Origin of the sequence: Bacteroides muris (ex Fokt et al. 2023) (assembly GCF_024704895.1) — a bacterium.
Classification (GTDB): Bacteria; Bacteroidota; Bacteroidia; order Bacteroidales; family Bacteroidaceae; genus Bacteroides; species Bacteroides muris.
Genome location: NZ_JAMZEE010000002.1, coordinates 141679 through 158230 on the forward strand (window position 1 = coordinate 141679; position 16552 = coordinate 158230).

The 16552-nt window shown below is 50.0% G+C and carries 14 protein-coding genes; 6 read left to right on the plus strand and 8 right to left on the minus strand.

Going from position 1 to position 16552, the window contains the following annotated elements:
- Window positions 1–48 precede the first annotated feature (48 nt).
- Window positions 49–507 (minus strand): DUF2059 domain-containing protein, encoded by a 459-nt coding sequence (locus M1B78_RS01345; RefSeq protein WP_136009189.1) that lies wholly within the window; start codon window positions 505–507, stop codon window positions 49–51.
- A gap of 90 nt (window positions 508–597) precedes the next feature.
- Here M1B78_RS01345 and dusB point away from each other — a divergent pair, with 90 nt between their 5' ends.
- A complete protein-coding gene (gene dusB / locus M1B78_RS01350; protein WP_136009188.1) occupies window positions 598–1578 on the plus strand; it encodes a tRNA dihydrouridine synthase DusB in 981 nt (326 codons plus the stop codon).
- A gap of 224 nt (window positions 1579–1802) precedes the next feature.
- Here dusB and M1B78_RS01355 read toward each other — a convergent pair whose 3' ends face one another.
- The 3 genes from M1B78_RS01355 to M1B78_RS01365 form a co-directional block, all read right to left on the minus strand.
- A complete protein-coding gene (locus M1B78_RS01355; RefSeq protein WP_257939684.1) occupies window positions 1803–2768 on the minus strand; it encodes a phosphatase PAP2 family protein in 966 nt (321 codons plus the stop codon).
- A complete protein-coding gene (locus M1B78_RS01360; RefSeq protein WP_257939685.1) occupies window positions 2759–3766 on the minus strand; it encodes an NAD-dependent epimerase/dehydratase family protein in 1008 nt (335 codons plus the stop codon). Before M1B78_RS01360 ends, M1B78_RS01355 begins: the two co-directional genes overlap by 10 nt.
- Window positions 3767–3827: 61 nt before the next feature.
- Complete coding sequence (locus M1B78_RS01365) at window positions 3828–4766, minus strand: cation diffusion facilitator family transporter (protein WP_136009220.1); 939 nt, start codon at window positions 4764–4766, stop codon at window positions 3828–3830.
- Window positions 4767–4956: 190 nt separating this feature from the next.
- On the opposite strand from M1B78_RS01365, the gene rnr reads away from it, so the two are divergent.
- Both rnr and M1B78_RS01375 read left to right on the plus strand, forming a co-directional pair.
- A complete protein-coding gene (rnr, locus tag M1B78_RS01370) occupies window positions 4957–7101 on the plus strand; it encodes a ribonuclease R (RefSeq protein WP_257939686.1) in 2145 nt (714 codons plus the stop codon).
- 71 nt (window positions 7102–7172) lie between these two features.
- The gene (locus M1B78_RS01375) at window positions 7173–7649 is read left to right on the plus strand and encodes a pyridoxamine 5'-phosphate oxidase family protein (RefSeq protein WP_257939687.1); all 477 of its coding nucleotides are present in this window, start codon (window positions 7173–7175) and stop codon (window positions 7647–7649) included.
- Between the two features lie 51 nt (window positions 7650–7700).
- On the opposite strand, the gene M1B78_RS01380 is transcribed toward M1B78_RS01375, so the two are convergent.
- The 4 genes from M1B78_RS01380 to cysK form a co-directional block, all read right to left on the minus strand.
- Window positions 7701–9392 (minus strand): SAM-dependent methyltransferase, encoded by a 1692-nt coding sequence (locus M1B78_RS01380; protein ID WP_257939688.1) that lies wholly within the window; start codon window positions 9390–9392, stop codon window positions 7701–7703.
- Between the two features lie 13 nt (window positions 9393–9405).
- Window positions 9406–9912 carry a restriction endonuclease gene (locus M1B78_RS01385; protein WP_257939689.1) on the minus strand — a complete coding sequence of 169 codons (507 nt, stop codon included), beginning with the start codon at window positions 9910–9912 and terminating at the stop codon, window positions 9406–9408.
- A 24-nt stretch (window positions 9913–9936) separates the two neighbouring features.
- Entirely contained in the window at window positions 9937–10074 is a 138-nt protein-coding gene (locus M1B78_RS01390; RefSeq protein ID WP_255260457.1) for a hypothetical protein, read from the minus strand.
- A 157-nt stretch (window positions 10075–10231) separates the two neighbouring features.
- On the minus strand, window positions 10232–11179 hold the full coding sequence (gene cysK, locus M1B78_RS01395; RefSeq protein WP_257939711.1) for a cysteine synthase A: 948 nt from the start codon (window positions 11177–11179) through the stop codon (window positions 10232–10234).
- Between the two features lie 313 nt (window positions 11180–11492).
- On the opposite strand from cysK, the gene epsC reads away from it, so the two are divergent.
- From epsC to M1B78_RS01410, 3 genes are all read left to right on the plus strand, one after another.
- Window positions 11493–12392 (plus strand): serine O-acetyltransferase EpsC, encoded by a 900-nt coding sequence (epsC, locus tag M1B78_RS01400; RefSeq protein WP_136009182.1) that lies wholly within the window; start codon window positions 11493–11495, stop codon window positions 12390–12392.
- A 188-nt stretch (window positions 12393–12580) separates the two neighbouring features.
- Window positions 12581–14074 carry a THUMP domain-containing class I SAM-dependent RNA methyltransferase gene (locus M1B78_RS01405; protein ID WP_257939690.1) on the plus strand — a complete coding sequence of 498 codons (1494 nt, stop codon included), beginning with the start codon at window positions 12581–12583 and terminating at the stop codon, window positions 14072–14074.
- Window positions 14075–14283: 209 nt separating this feature from the next.
- Entirely contained in the window at window positions 14284–16494 is a 2211-nt protein-coding gene (locus M1B78_RS01410) for a S9 family peptidase (RefSeq protein ID WP_257939691.1), read from the plus strand.
- Window positions 16495–16552 lie beyond the last annotated feature (58 nt).

The window sequence follows — 16552 nt, forward strand, 5'->3', positions numbered from 1 at the left end:
GCCGGGCTCTGTTCCGAAAGGCACTCGTAGCTGCTAGTAGCTAGTAACTTATTTTCCCTGTGCCTGCAATTCCTGTTGAAGTTCAGCGGCAATCTCCATTCCCAGCTTTTGCCCTATTTGCATACCCTCAGTCATCATGGCAGGAGTAGAAGCACCCAGTTTCTTTCCGACAGGCGATTCATAGAAAGCAACGATTTTCTTCAAATCATCCAGTGTGAGGTATTTCTGATAAACGGGAGCATAAAGTTCTGCCAGCCTGCTGCCAAACTTTCCTTCCCATTTCTTCTGAAAACCGTCCCAGAAAGAAGCCGATGCCGACGACTGTTGCTTCAACATAGAAACCATCTGCGGCACCATAGTCTTTGCCGACGCCATAGCGCCGGACAGTTCCAGCATTTTTTCCAATGTAGCCTTATACTCATCACTCGGCACTTGTGCCAAAGCCGAAGGCGCGGCAGCAAACAACATTGCTACACATATCAGAATTAAAACCAAACCTTTTTTCATAATTCCATATCAGTTAAATAAATGAATGATACAAAGGTAGGCTTTTTTCCGTATTTTTGCAGTGAAATAATCATTTAGTTCAATCGATTCATGAAAATAGGCCACATAGACCTGGGCGAACGTCCCATATTTTTAGCTCCGATGGAGGATGTCACCGATCCTGCTTTCCGCCTGATGTGCAAGCACTTCGGAGCAGACATGGTATATACCGAGTTCGTTTCTGCCGATGCCTTGATACGCTCCGTAGGCAAGACCCGGCAGAAGCTGAACATCAGCGATGAAGAACGGCCCGTGGCCATACAAATATACGGACGGGACACCGCCACCATGGTAGAGGCCGCCCGCATCGTGGAGCAGGCACGTCCGGACACGCTGGACATCAACTTCGGCTGCCCCGTGAAACGCGTGGCAGGCAAGGGTGCCGGTGCCGGCATGCTGCAGAACATTCCGCTGATGCTGGAAATCACCCGTGCCGTGGTAGATGCCGTGAAGATTCCCGTCACCGTAAAGACCCGCCTGGGCTGGGATGCCAACAGTAAAATCATCGTCGGCCTTGCCGAGCAGTTGCAAGACTGTGGCATTGCCGCCCTCACCATTCACGGCCGTACCCGCGCCCAGATGTATACCGGTGAGGCAGACTGGACTCTTATCGGCGAGGTGAAAAAGAACCCACGCATGCACATTCCCATCATCGGCAACGGTGATATCACCACTCCCCAACGGGCCAAAGAGTGCTTCGACCTCTACGGTGTGGACGCCATCATGATAGGCCGTGCCAGCTTCGGCCGCCCGTGGTTCTTTAAGGAAGTGAAGCATTATCTGGAGACGGGCGAAGAACTCCCTCCGCTGAGTTCCGAGTGGAGGCTGAACGTACTCCGCCAGGAAGTGGAAGACAGCGTCAACCTGCTGGACGAGCGACGGGGCATACTGCACGTACGCCGCCACCTGGCAGCAAGCCCACTCTTCAAAGGGATTCCCAACTTCCGCGATACCCGAATAGCCATGCTGCGGGCAGAGACGAAGGAGGAACTGTACCGCATCTTCAAGGAAATAGAGCCATTGCTACCTTAAACGGTTGTCTCACATTTTTACCACCATCCTACTTGCTGACCGTTTTTGCTCCTACCCCTCCCAGAACACCTTACATAAGGGGGTAGAATGAGTCACTGACTGAAAGGCATTCAGTCAGTGAGTGAAAGGCATTCAGTCAGTGACTGAATCAGCTTCATTCAGCGGATGAAATGAAAACGCTGCGCAAGCATGACGCCACCAAGATATATTTGTATAAAAAACGGTCATTTAAACATCGGCTGCGCAAACCATCGCTTGAACATCCACGTAGCCAGGATATAAATGCCGAAAGCCGATACGAAACCCACGATAGAGTCTATCAGGTAATGTGCCTGGATATAGACCGTGGCCCCGCACAGCAGCAGATAGAAAGGAAACAGGCAGGCAAACAGACGCTTGCTGCCACGCCATGCCATAATCATCAGTACCGTAGACATTCCGACGTGCGAACTGGGAAAAGCTGCCGTGGGACGCTCACCCACCTGCTGGGAACTCTCCACCAGATTGTAGAAGAAGCCGTGCTCATAGCCCGGACCGGGAAGAAGTTCCTGATGGTGATGGAAATAGTCACCGATGGACGGGAAGATACCTTGCGCCACATGGTCGCTTCCAATGGCGGGGAAGTAGAACTGCGGCCCGGCAACGGGGACGAAGATATAAATAAGGTAATAGATGAAGAAAGCGGTGACGATGACGAACGAAACCTTCTCGAAAAGGTCGAAACGATAAAGGAAATACCACACCACCACCAGCAGAATCATCGGATAATAGAAGAAGTATCCCATATTGAACGGCTCGCTCACCCACATCTGCGGAAACCTTTCACAGAACCACACGGCAGGCTGTCCACCAAACATCCACTGCTCCACCGACGCGAACACGTGGTCGAGATTGGGAAATATCCGGTTGAACTCAAAGGTGTCGGGATACCAATAAGAAAGCAGCGACATCTGGATGGCTATGCGCACAAAGGCGGAGAACTTGCAGGGCGCCAGCCGATAAAGCCACATCAGCAGGAAGGTCATGCCTGCAATGACGGCACGGTCTGCAAGCATCTGCACCGGATGGTCCATTTCCTGAAAGAGAAACAGAATGAGAATGGAGGTCAGCAGATTGTATATCAGCGTAACCTTCTCTACCGCAAAAAGCCCCTTACGGGTTTCTACCCTTCTAAATAAATCTAAAGCCATCCCTTATCCTTATACCAGGCAATGGTTTCCTTTACACCCCGTTCCAGATCGTACTCAGGACTGAAGCCCAGTTCCTCGACAGCCGGTGTGATGTCGCACTGCCAGTTGCGTTGTTTCATTATTCTATACTTGTCCGAATTGAGCGTACTGGTCTTGTTCTGCCGCTTCGCCCAGAATTCAGCGAGCAAAGATACGACTTTCAATACAATTAACGGACATCTCAGGCGAATAACAAACGGATTGCCCAGTTCTTTCCTTATCAAGTCGGAAAAAGCACGGCTGCTGTACACCTTCCCGTCAGCCAGGAAATAGGCGCGGCGTGACACCCGCTTCTCTATCCCGAGGAAGACGGCCTGCACGATGTCCTTTACATATACAAACGTCAAGTCCTGGCGGCGGAAGCCCACGGAAAAGTCCGTATGTTGCCGGATGGACTTTGCCATGAGGTAATAATCCTTCTCACGCGGCCCGTATACACCCGTCGGCCGGTAGATGACGTAGGGGAAACCCGGAACGCTCTGCAAATAAAGTTCTGTTTTCAGTTTACTGAGTCCGTAGGCGGTATTGGGCGAAGGGGTGTCGCTCTCCATAATCGGGTCGTAGGTCTTCTCGCGCACCGGGCCGAACACACTCAGCGTACTGATGAAGATAAACTGCTTGGGAATCATGTCCAGCTCCCTCAGCGTATCGATGAAGCATTTGGTCTGCAGGTAATTCACCAGCTCGAATTCGTTCTTGTCCACACACTTCGTTACACCGGCACAATGGACAATATAATCAAACTTATTGTAGGTTCCTTTATGTTCCGAAAGCTGCGCCCTCAGTTCATTGGGGTGCGCAAAATCCAATTCGAGGAAATGCAGTTTGCGGTCACCCAGATACTCGCGGCTGCTGGACGAGCGTACACCCGCCCACACGCCGAACTTGCGCCTCAACGCCTCCTCCACGATGAAACTTCCGATAAATCCGCTTGCTCCTGTAATTAAAATCGATTCCACTTCTTCAGTTACAAATTACTAATTACTTTTCATCCGGTCTGTCACCTTGACGCTCCTTATGTTACTCTGTCGCCCGGTTGCTCTTCTTCACCGGCTCCACATGGATGCTGACCAGTGTTCCTTTGCCGAACTGCCTTTTCAACTTGTTCTCCACCGCCGTTGCCATCTCGTGAGCTTCCTCCAGCGAGATGCTGCCATCCATACGCACATGCACCTCGATGGCACAATAACTGCCGATGCGGCGCGTACGAAGGTGATGCGGCGAGCTGATACCGGGAAAAGAGAGAATTATCCTTACTATCTCATCCTCTACCTCGGCAGGCAATGATTTCTCCAACAGTTCATCCACACAGGGTATCAACAACTGCACGGCCACCTTCATAATGAAGAAGCTGACAACAATCGCCGCCACCGGGTCCAGCACCCGCCAATGGTCACCCAGAAGAATGGCGCCAGCTATACCCGCCGCCGTGCCTATGGACGAAAACGCATCACTCCGGTGATGCCAGGCATTGGCAACAACCGCCTGCGAATTCAACTTCCTGCCCTTGAATACGGTATATTGATAAAGCACTTCCTTGAAAATGATGGATACCAATGCAGCCACCAGCGCCAGCATGGCGGGCTCCTGCAAAGAACCGCCTTGCAGGAAACGGTAAATGGAGGAAGCCCCGTTCCAGAAAATGCCAAATCCCACAAACAACAGTAAAATACCGATAATGGCAGTTGCCAGCGTCTCGTACTTGCCATGACCGTAATCGTGCCCTTCATCTTCGGGCTTCGCCGAAATGCGTACAAAAACAATGACAACAATATCTGTTATGAAATCCGACAAAGAATGCACCGCATCTGCCAGCATGGCGGCACTGTGACCCATAATACCTGCAAAGAACTTGAAGACAAGCAAGAGAAAGTTTACCACACTTCCCACAACCGTCACCCGGTAAATGGCCTTTTCCCGCGTGGCATCCGCTTTTTTATTCAGAGTTTGCATTTCCATCTGCTTTTCGTTCAAGATACAGCCTATCTTCGCTTTTTGTGCAAATATAGTACATAAATCCATTACAATCTGTCGTTCCTTCATTATTTTCAATAGGATGGCAATATTTTAAAGTCTGAGTGAACGAAAGGACGTATTTATTTGTTTACTTTGCAAGAAAGAATAATGTGCACATTAATTTATCATCATTATGGCCAAAAAGAAAGAAAAGAAAGCCGGCAAACGCATGAAGAAGAAAGAACTCGTCAAAGTGTTACTTGAATTCTTCCACACAAAGCAAGACGAAGTATTATCCCTGAAATACATCTTTGAACAACTTCATCTCTCCACACATCCGCTGAAGATGCTGTGTATGGACATCTTGTCCGAACTGTTGATGGACGACTACATTACAGAGGTGGACAAACACAAGTACAAGCTGAACAACCACGGCGTGGAAATGACCGGAACCTTCCAGCGCAAAAGCAATGGCAAGAACTCCTTCATCCCCGAAGATGGAGGCGAACCGATATTCATAGCCGAACGCAACTCGGCACACGCCATGAACAATGACAAAGTGCGTATCGCCTTCTGTGCCAAACGTCGCGGACGCGAAGCCGAAGGAGAAGTCATCGAGATACTGGAACGTGCCAACGACACCTTCGTGGGTACTCTGGAAGTTGCCAAGTCATACGCTTTCCTTGTAACGGAAAACCGTACGCTTGCCAACGACATCTTCATCCCCAAAGAGAAACTGAAAGGCGGCAAGACGGGCGACAAGGCTATCGTCAAGATAGTGGAATGGCCCGACAAAGCCAAAAATCCCATCGGCCAGGTAATAGACATCCTGGGACGCGCCGGAGACAACACCACCGAGATGCATGCCATCCTCGCGGAATTCGGCCTGCCATACGTCTACCCCGCCGCCGTAGAAAAAGCAGCCGACAAGATACCCGCCGAAATCTCCGCCGAGGAAATAGCCCGACGCGAGGACTTCCGGAGTGTAACCACCTTCACCATCGACCCCAAGGATGCCAAGGACTTCGATGACGCCCTCTCCATCCGCAAACTGAAAGAGGGAGTTTGGGAAGTGGGCGTACATATCGCCGACGTGACCCATTACGTGAAAGAGGGCGGCATCATAGACAAGGAAGCCGAGAAGCGTGCCACATCCGTCTACCTCGTGGACCGTACCATCCCGATGCTTCCCGAACGGTTGTGCAACTTCATCTGCTCCCTCCGCCCCGACGAAGAGAAGTTGGCCTATTCCGTCATCTTCGAAATGACGGAAAAGGGAGAAGTGAAGAACTCTCGCGTAGTGCACACCGTCATCAAGAGCGACCGCCGCTTCACCTACGAAGAAGCCCAGCAAGTCATCGAAACAGGAAAAGGCGATTACAAAGAAGAAATACTCGAGCTGGACAAGCTTGCCAAGTTTCTGCGTGAGAACCGCTTCAAGGCCGGTGCCATCAACTTCGACCGCTACGAGGTGAAGTTCGAAATTGACGAGAAGGGCAAACCCGTCAGTGTCTACTTCAAGGAGTCGAAAGACGCCAACAAGCTGATAGAGGAGTTCATGCTGCTTGCCAACCGCACCGTAGCCGAAAAGATAGGCCGTGTGCCCAAAGGCAAGAAAGCCAAAGTGCTGCCTTACCGTATCCACGACCTCCCCGACCCGGAGAAACTGGACAATCTGGCACAGTTCATCGCCCGTTTCGGCTACAAGCTGCGCACCAGCGGAACAAAAACGGATGTGTCCAAGTCCATCAATCACCTGCTGGACGACATCCAAGGCAAAAAGGAAGAGAATCTGATTGAAACCGTATCCATCCGTGCCATGCAGAAAGCGCGTTACTCCACGCATAACATCGGCCATTACGGACTGGCTTTTGATTATTACACGCATTTCACCTCGCCCATCCGCCGCTACCCGGACATGATGGTACACCGCCTGCTTACCAAGTATCTGGACGAAGGAGGCCGCAGCGTGACCGAACAAAAGTACGAAGCCCTCTGCGAACACAGCAGCAGCATGGAGCAGATAGCCGCCAATGCGGAACGTGCCTCCATCAAGTACAAGCAAGTGGAATTCATGACCGAACGCCTGGGACAGACCTTCGACGGCGTCATCTCCGGCGTAACGGAATGGGGCCTCTACGTGGAGCTGAACGAGAACAAGTGCGAAGGCATGATTCCCATCCGCGACCTCGACGACGACTATTACGAATTCGACGAAAAGAACTACTGCCTGCGCGGACGACGTAAAAACCGGATATACAGCCTGGGCGATGCCATCACCGTCAAGGTGGCACGCGCCAACTTGGAAAAGAAGCAGTTAGACTTTGCACTGGCATAAAACAACCCTATAATTTAAACCATCCCTACCTCCTCTCTTTCAGGGAGAGGCCGGGGAATGAGAGCTATACGATGAAGACAATTACCATTACAGATACTACACAGATTGAGGAGATTATCCGTAGATGCCCATACTGCATAGTAGGCATCACAGACTTTGAAGGAAACCCGTATACAATTCCCATGAACTTTGCCTATCAAGACGGAGTGATATACCTGCATTCCGGCCCGGAAGGTAGTAAAGTGGAGATGGTGGCAAAGCACCCGCAAGTCTGCATCACCTTCTGCGAAGGACACGAACTGGTCTATATGCACCGGCAAGTGGCATGCAGCTACAGCATGAAGTCGCGCAGTGTCATCTGCCGCGGGAAAGTACACTTCGTGGAAGACATGGAAGAGAAGCGACGCGTACTCGACATTCTGATGAAGCAATATACGGAGAATGAATGCAAATATGCCGAACCTGCCGTACGCAATGTCAAGATATGGGAAGTGAAAGTAGAGAAAATGAGCTGCCGGTCGTTTGGGTTAAGACCAAGCGAACTATAACGGCACACAGTTCATTATTTAACAAAAACGACTAAAAACCAACAAGTTGCCTCAATAATCAAAAGAGAGCTGCACGTCACATAAATGTTTCTTCAAAGCCTTTGCCCTTGGGAAAGTTGAAATAGCAGGCTCCTTAGAAGGTTGCCCTTGGAAAGGTATATCCTTTGCATTCAGCCTTTGCCCCTCAAATAAATCATTTTGCCCCGGCAGTTCTTTTCCATTGATGAAAACACGATAAGCATCTATTTCCGATGCCGTAACCCCTTCGATAGTAACATCCCCAATGATTTCCAAGACCTTAGATAAATCTATCCGCATCAACAGTTCGCAGTTAATTACCCGCTTTGCATCCGTAAAGCAGAGAGCTGATATGAACTGCATGACAACCGGACTATTCAATAAATGATGTGTAATTTTAGCAAATGCCCAATTGTCAAATCCCAGCATATAGCAAGTATCGTCCAACATAACGCTTTGCCCGTTGATTGGTGAAACAAGAGAGAATATTATGTTCTTATAGAATGACGACACCACAACCTTATATGGCTTGAACGAGTAATCTCCCAACCCAAATACACAAAAGCGAGGCTTCCCTTTGTAGATGGAGCTTTTTCTCCCATCCAGCAGTTGACCATACTTTTCGAAATAAGCGTAAGTCAATGGAGTACGTTGCTTCATGGCAGAGTTGGGTTCAGCCAGGCTTCTATGGGGAAGAACGATATATTTTCTCACTTCGCCGGAAAAGCCATTGCCGATATCTGAGCTCTTAATCAACGGATATATACATACGGGTTCAACGTCTACAGTTTCACGAAAGCCATTCTCGTATCGACCAGACCTGACGATAAGTTCCATTACTTTTGAACAATCATGCTTGACCCCTGATCGCCAGACCAATTCTGATACGCCATCAATCATCGCAGCCTTATCGTACTCTTCAATATCCGACACAAATCTATCGTTTTTCCAACCATACGATTTCTGAAAAGCTCCGGTATAAAAATCATAATACCGGCATATATCTGTCTTCTCCTTTCCTATCGTACAGGAGAACAAAGAGGCAGATACAGAAACATCGAATTCTTTCTTGGCATCGAAAGCGTATTGGCATACATGAGATATGAAATAGCCTTGAGGACGTTGGTGTATAAGGATGTTTTTTACAACAGAGTTCTTGACGAGTAATGCTATCCGCGTTCCTTCGTTAGACGCAAAGTTCTCAATAAGCAGGTTGCAGATACTCTCCGCTATATCAAAATTGCCCTTACCCGTTATCGCTTCAATACCTTTAGTTCCTCGATAATTGTATTTCTGAGGCAAGTTGGTACTTCCATTCTTGCCCAACTCGCTATTGGTCACCCATGGAGGATTGCCCAAAATCAGAACATTCTTGCCCTCCAGTTGCTTCTTTATCTCACTGAAATCAAAAGCAAATATATCTTCGTAGTAGAGGTGTATTCTTTGATTCTCCTTTACGACAAGACTCCTACGCAACTCGTCAAGATATGGCTTGTATATTTCTATGCCATAAACATCCGTGATTGTATCAAATATCGCCAACCCTGCTCTGATAAAATTCCCCAATCCACAAGTAGGCTCTAAAATAACCTCGGGAGCAGCACCCATGTCCTTCAGCTTGCGACAAACGGCACAAGCAAAGTCATAACCGGTCTGCCAATCTCCAAACTCTCCACGCATTTCAGGCAATCGCCCGGCAAAAGCTGCTGTGGCAGGATTCTCCATTCGTGCTGTTTCTTTAGTTTTTTGCATTATACTTAACAATCGGGGTTATACCATCCACCGTTTCATCAAGAGCGACGATACGAGAATATTGCAATCTCCACTGAAGGGCATTCGAAATAGTCAGATACCCTATTTTCGGCGGACTTTTCAATATCTCGTGTGCCATATTCATCAAAGTTACATCGTCTCCGGGAATCTTGTGGTCACTAAGAAAAGCAAATATATCATCTTCATTACCATTGTTGGCTATAATCGCCCGTAAACCGGTTGTAGTCTGATAGTCCGCGGTACGTGAAGATTCGACAAATGTACAAGAAAGGAAGTTCAACTTACCCTTTTTCTGTTTTGTATCATCTTCCTTGATATAGACAAATACAATCAAATTATATCCTAAGCCATATATCTTCTGCTTACTGTCCCTATATGGACAACTTGACTGCGGCTGTACAACGGAGGTAACCTTTATATCTGTATCGACAGACGGCAAATCAAGCCCTTTGGCCGAGCTGCCAGCCATCATCTCATACCGGTCCCTAAGGAAATCCTAAAACAAATGTTCAACAATAGTTCCTACTTTTTTCCCGTCAGTAACCCCAAACAATTCTTCCCGATAGACTCCATCTTCTTTCGTACAGAATTCTTTGGCTGCTATAACCAACTCCTTTATATTCAGTTTTTTCATACCTGCATATATTCCATATTCACACTTTCAAGTACGAAGGTATGCAAATGCAAATTATCTCGCAAATTATAATCCGCTTAATTTATGGCAGGACACGGCTCTTTCCTTTAACTCCCTTAAATGAAAGAGCCGTGATGGCAGGAAAGGCAGCTTCCTCTTACAACGGGTATTCCTCAAACGCATACAACAGCGTCGAAAGATACCGTTCGCCCGTATCGGGCAGCAGCGCTACAATCGTCTTTCCTTCATTTTCGGGCAGTCTGGCCAGGCGGGCAGCCGCAGCAACGGCTGCTCCCGAAGAGATGCCGACCAGCAATCCCTCATACTTCGCCAGTTCGCGGCCCGTACGGATGGCATCATCATTGGATACCTGCAGCACTTCGTCTACCACGGCACTGTTATAGTTCTTGGGCACAAATCCGGCACCGATACCTTGTATTTTATGGGGAGCGGGCTTCCCACCGGAAAGTACGGGAGAATCTTCGGGCTCCACAGCCACAATCCTTATCTTTGGGTTGTTGGCCTTCAGGGCTGCACCCACACCGCTCACCGTGCCTCCCGTACCTACACCGGCCACAAAAATATCCACCCGGCCGTCTGTATCACGCCAGATTTCCTGTCCCGTAGTACGCTCGTGCATTGCCGGATTGGCAGGATTATCGAATTGCTGCAAAATCAGCGAGCCGGGGCTGGCAGCTTTCAGTTCTTCGGCACGAGCTATGGCGCCTTTCATACCGTCGGCACCCGGAGTCAGCACCAGTTCCGCACCGAGAGCTTTCAAGAGGTTGCGGCGCTCCAGGCTCATCGTGTCGGGCATCGTCAGTATCAGCCTGTAGCCTTTGGCAGCGCTCACGAAGGCCAGTCCCACGCCCGTATTCCCACTGGTAGGTTCGATGAGGGTGGCACCGGGCTTCAACAGCCCTTTTGCCTCGGCATCTTCTATCATGGCAAGCGCCACGCGGTCTTTCACACTGCCGGCAGGGTTAAAATATTCCAATTTGGCGATGACACGGGCTTTCAGCCCCTTATTCTTGTTATAATTATTCAACTCCAGCAAGGGAGTGTTGCCTACCAGATCGGTGAGGCGGTCTGCCATTTTCTTCATACCCATATATGTTAAATTACTCATTCGCCCACGGCTCTTTCAGTTAAGGGAGCTAAAGGAGTTATCGGGAGTAACCTGATTGTTTTGCCGAAGTTACTCCTTGATAATTACTATAGACAACTCCCCGATAACTTCCCGGCAACTCCCTTAAATGAAAAAGCCGGGTCATTTCTTATGAGACAAAAGTAGCGCGGAATCGGTTCGCGGGAAATACCACAAATATGGTAAATACATACTATAAATGAGGGATATGTAGGATATTTGACGAGGATTTCCTATCTTTGTTGCCACTTTTAAACTTAAGGATATCATAATGAGTCCACTCAACTTTACCCACATTTTGACACAAGCAGTCGATGAGCTATCGGAAAGCGAGTCATACAAGGGACTGTTTCACCAGCATACGGACGGCAACCCGCTGCCTTCGGCAAAAGTGCTGCGCGACATCATCGAACTGGCGCGAGCCATCATCTTCCCCGGATATTTCGGAAATTCCACGGTCAACAGCCGAACGGTGACTTACCATATCGGTGTCAATGTAGAACGCCTGTTCGACCTGCTGACCGAACAAATCCTTGCCGGCCTCTGCTTCGCAGGCGACGGCGAATGCAACTGCTGCACCGAGCTGCAACGGGAAGAAGCCGCCCTGCTGGCTGCCAAGTTCATCAGCAACCTGCCGGCCATGAGACGGGTGCTTGCCACAGATGTGGAGGCTGCCTACAACGGTGACCCTGCCGCACAGTCGTTCGGCGAAGTCATCAGCTGCTATCCGGCCATCCGTGCCATCAGCAACTACCGCATCGCACACGAGCTGCTCAAGTTGGGTGTTCCCCTCATTCCCCGCATCATCACCGAAATGGCGCACAGTGAAACGGGAATCGACATCCATCCGGGAGCAGAAATCGGCGGTTATTTCACCATCGACCACGGTACGGGCGTGGTAATCGGCGAGACCTGCATCATCGGCAACAACGTGAAGCTGTACCAAGGTGTGACCCTCGGTGCCAAGAGCTTCCCGCTGGACGAGGACGGCAAGCCCATCAAGGGTATTCCCCGCCATCCCATACTGGAGGACAATGTGATAGTCTACTCCAACGCCACCATACTGGGACGCATCACCATCGGACAGGGAGCCACCGTGGGCGGCAACATCTGGGTGACGGAGGACGTTCCGGCAGGAGCGAGAATTGTACAGACAAAGGCGAAGAAATGAAAAGCCCGGAATCCCGTTTAAAAGGCAATATTGCTGCATTTGACAGGCACTTGTGTCTGTCACGTCAGACACAAGTGTTCAACGCAACAGACACCAGTGTCTGAGCCGACAGACGCCAGTGTCTGGCAAACGGGAGACAAACTACTGATAAACAACAGAATAAAAACAGTAAAATAGTAAATAAATAGATGAGCGAACAATCTTTTGAAATGATTGCCAAAACCTTCCAAGGACTGGAAGAGGTACTGGCGCAAGAACTGACTGCACTGGGCGCCAACGATATAGAAATAGGCCGCCGCATGGTATCTTTCAGTGGAGACAAGGAAATGATGTACAAGGCAAACTTCTGCCTGCGTACAGCCATCCGGATACTGAAACCCATCAAACACTTCACAGCCAAGAATGCCGACGAGGTTTACGAACAGATTAAAGCCATCCGATGGGAAGACTATCTGGATACGGACAAGACCTTTGCCGTGGACGCGGTTGTATTCAGCGAGGAGTTCCGTCATTCCAAGTTCGTTTCCTACAAGGTGAAGGATGCCATCGTGGACTATTTCCGTGAGAAGAGCGGCGAACGTCCCGGCGTGCGTGTCAACAAACCGGACGTGCTGCTGAACATACACATTGCCGAAACCAAATGTACACTCTCTCTCGACTCCAGCGGCGAATCGCTGCACCGCCGCGGTTATCGCCAGGAAGCCGTAGAGGCCCCGCTGAATGAGGTGCTGGCCGCCGGCATGATATTGATGACCGGCTGGCGTGGTGAATGCGACCTGATAGACCCGATGTGCGGCTCGGGAACCATTCCCATTGAAGCGGCGCTGATTGCACGCAACATCGCTCCGGGCGTATTCCGCAAGGAATTTGCTTTCGAGAAGTGGGTGGATTTTGACCAGGAGCTGTTCGACACCATCTACAATGACGACAGCCAGGAACGCGAATTTACGCATAAGATATACGGTTACGACAACAACCCGAAGGCAAACGAAATTGCCACACACAATATAAAGGCTGCCGGCGTAAGCAAGGATGTAGTACTGAAGCTCCAACCTTTCCAGCAATTCGAGCAACCTGCGGAGAAATCCATCATTATCACCAATCCGCCCTACGGCGAACGTATCTCTACCAACGACCTGCTGGGACTTTACTCCATGATTGGCGAGCGCCTGAAACATGCCTTTACGGGCAACACTGCGTGGATTCTTTCTTACCGCGAAGAGTGCTTCGACCAGATCGGGCTGAAAGCCACCTCCAAAATTCCTTTGTTCAACGGTGCGCTGGAATGTGAATTCCGCCAGTACGAAATCTTCGACGGAAAGTACAAGGAATTCCGTGCCGAAGGCGAGGAGCTGAGCAAGGAACGCAAAGAGTTTCGTCCGGCCGGGGGAGAACGGAAAGAGCTCAAGCCCGGAGAAAGAAGGGAGCCCCGTCCGAGATTCGGTGGAGAAAGACGCGAATTTAATAGGGAAAAACGTGAATTCAGCGGCGAACGCAGACCGAGAGAATTCAGAGACGGCGAGAAACGCGAATTCCGTCCAAGGGAAAGAAGAGAGTTCAAAGACGGGGAAAAACGGGAGTTCAAACCGAGGGAAAGACGTGAATTCGGCGGAGAACGCAGACCGAAATCGGGAGAGTCGTACCCGGAAAGAAAAAGAAGGAAGACGGAAGATAAACAATGAAGGAACTTTCCTGATTAGCGTCGTAGATTATTGAAATTCAAGGGGGATGTATCAAAACACCAAAAACATGAAAATCACCCCTGTCACAGATATCTGTAGCAAGGCTTTGCCAAACTCAGTGCTACCATACAAGTGAGAAGCACCCCCGACAGGCAGAGTAGAAGTGAAAGTATTCAGAAAAGAGAACAACAAAAACAATGACAAGGAGAATGAATGCAAAGGAAATAAGTAAGAGCATTCTTGCACTGTTGATGGCAGTGCCTGCTCTGTTTACAACAAACGTTATGGCACAAGAACTGAAAAAGCCGACTTTGGAAGATTTGATTCCCGGAGGCGAAACGTATCGTACCCCCGAGAACCTGCATGGATTGCAATGGTGGGGTGATGTTTGTATCATTGCGGACATAGACAAAGTAAAGGCCGTGAATCCGCAAAACGGCAAAGAGACAGTACTTTTCACCCGCGAAACCGTGAACCGCGCCCTGAAAGCCGCCGGACTGAAAGAGCTGTCGCACCTCTACAATCTGAAGTTCCCCTGGGCGGAGAATACGGAAGTCCTGCTCCCCCTACCGCAACGCTACGCCGTCTACAACTGGCATATGGACTCTGTGACCGGACGCGATGACCTGCCCAAAGAGCCTGCAGCCAATTACGACTACAACACTGCAAGCCATAACCTGGCTTACACCGTAAAGAACAATCTCTACGTGAACGGACAGCGCGTGACCAACGAACCCGAAGGCATCGTCTGCGGACAAAGCGTACATCGCAACGAGTTCGGCATCTCGAAGGGTACATTCTGGAGCCCGTCGGGAGACCTGCTTGCCTTCTATCGGATGAACGAAAGCATGGTCACCCCCTATCCGCTGGTGGACATCACGTCAAGAATAGCCGTAACGGACATGATACGCTACCCCATGGCCGGCATGCTGAGCCACGAAGTAGAGGTAGGTATCTATAACCCTGCCACCCAAAAGACCATCTACCTGAACATGGGAGCCCCCAAAGACCGCTACTTCACCAACATTACCTGGGCACCGGACGGGAAAAGCCTCTATCTGATAGAGCTGAACCGCGACCAGAACCACTCCGTTCTCCGCCAGTACGACGCAGAAACCGGAGAGCCCATAAACGGCATCCTCTACGAAGAGAAGCATCCCAAATATGTGGAACCCCAGCAGCCCATCCTCTTTCTGCCTTGGGACAGCAGCAAATTCATCTACCAAAGTCAGCGCGACGGCTACAACCATCTGTATCTGATGGATACCAAAAACCAGATGTATCCCGAGACACACTCTGCATCCGCAGGAGGCACTTACCGTCAGGGCTGCAAAGTGAAGCAACTGACGCAAGGCGACTGGCTGGTGCAGAACGTGCTCGGCTTCAACAAGAAGAAGAAAGAAGTCATCTTCACCGCTACCAAGGAATCGCCCCTGCAAAGCAATATATATAAGGTGAACGTAAACAATGGCAAGCTCACCGCAGTGGGTAACAACGAAGGAGTGCACCGCCCTCTGTTATCTGCATCGGGAGGCTACCTGATAGACCACTATTCCACTCCCCGGATTCCCCGCAATATCGACATCGTATCGACCCAGAACGACAAGGTCGCAAATCTGCTGGTAGCCACGAATCCCTACGAAGGCTTTGAAATGCCCAGCATAGAAGTAGGCACCATCAAAGCCGCCGACGGCAAGACAGACTTGTACTACCGCCTGATAAAGCCTGCCGACTTCGACCCGGCAAAGAAGTATCCCGCCATCGTCTACGTATACGGCGGCCCGCACGCCCAGATGATAACGAACGGCTGGATGAACAATGCCCGCGGCTGGGACATCTACATGGCAAACAAAGGCTACATCATGTTCAGCCTCGACAACCGTGGCAGCAGCAACCGTGGACTGGAGTTTGAAAACGCCACCTTCCGCCAGCTGGGCATCGAAGAGGGCAAGGACCAGGTGAAGGGCGTAGAATTCCTGAAAAGCCAACCTTATGTGGACGGAGAGCGTATCGGCGTGCACGGCTGGAGCTTCGGAGGACACATGACCACGGCACTGATGCTGCGCTATCCCGAAATTTTCAAGGTAGGCGTTGCCGGCGGACCGGTTATCGACTGGGGATACTACGAGATAATGTACGGTGAGCGCTATATGGACACTCCGCAAGCGAACCCGGAAGGCTACAAGCAGACGAACTTGAAAAACCTTGCCGGTAACTTGAAAGGACATCTGCTCATCATACACGACGACCATGACGACACCTGCGTGCCGCAGCATGCCCTTTCGTTCATGAAAGCGTGCGTGGATGCCCGCACCTATCCCGATTTGTTCATCTATCCCACGCACAAGCACAACGTTCTGGGACGCGACCGTGTGCATCTGCACGAGAAGATAACAAGATATTTTGAAGACTATCTTTAACGTACAATTTGCCATTTACAATGTACAATCTGCTATGCAGTATCACAGTATAGCCTGA

Excerpts from the sequence above, each read along its gene's own strand:
- M1B78_RS01345 (WP_136009189.1), bottom strand. The coding sequence starts at position 507 with ATGAAAAAAGGTTTGGTTTTAATTCTGATATGTGTAGCAATGTTGTTT.
- dusB (WP_136009188.1), top strand. The coding sequence starts at position 598 with ATGAAAATAGGCCACATAGACCTGGGCGAACGTCCCATATTTTTAGCT.
- M1B78_RS01355 (WP_257939684.1), bottom strand. The coding sequence starts at position 2,768 with ATGGCTTTAGATTTATTTAGAAGGGTAGAAACCCGTAAGGGGCTTTTT.
- M1B78_RS01365 (WP_136009220.1), bottom strand. The coding sequence starts at position 4,766 with ATGGAAATGCAAACTCTGAATAAAAAAGCGGATGCCACGCGGGAAAAG.
- rnr (WP_257939686.1), top strand. The coding sequence starts at position 4,957 with ATGGCCAAAAAGAAAGAAAAGAAAGCCGGCAAACGCATGAAGAAGAAA.
- M1B78_RS01375 (WP_257939687.1), top strand. The coding sequence starts at position 7,173 with ATGAAGACAATTACCATTACAGATACTACACAGATTGAGGAGATTATC.
- M1B78_RS01380 (WP_257939688.1), bottom strand. The coding sequence starts at position 9,392 with ATGGAGAATCCTGCCACAGCAGCTTTTGCCGGGCGATTGCCTGAAATG.
- M1B78_RS01385 (WP_257939689.1), bottom strand. The coding sequence starts at position 9,912 with ATGATGGCTGGCAGCTCGGCCAAAGGGCTTGATTTGCCGTCTGTCGAT.
- M1B78_RS01390 (WP_255260457.1), bottom strand. The coding sequence starts at position 10,074 with ATGAAAAAACTGAATATAAAGGAGTTGGTTATAGCAGCCAAAGAATTC.
- cysK (WP_257939711.1), bottom strand. The coding sequence starts at position 11,179 with ATGAAGAAAATGGCAGACCGCCTCACCGATCTGGTAGGCAACACTCCC.
- epsC (WP_136009182.1), top strand. The coding sequence starts at position 11,493 with ATGAGTCCACTCAACTTTACCCACATTTTGACACAAGCAGTCGATGAG.
- M1B78_RS01405 (WP_257939690.1), top strand. The coding sequence starts at position 12,581 with ATGAGCGAACAATCTTTTGAAATGATTGCCAAAACCTTCCAAGGACTG.
- M1B78_RS01410 (WP_257939691.1), top strand. The coding sequence starts at position 14,284 with ATGAATGCAAAGGAAATAAGTAAGAGCATTCTTGCACTGTTGATGGCA.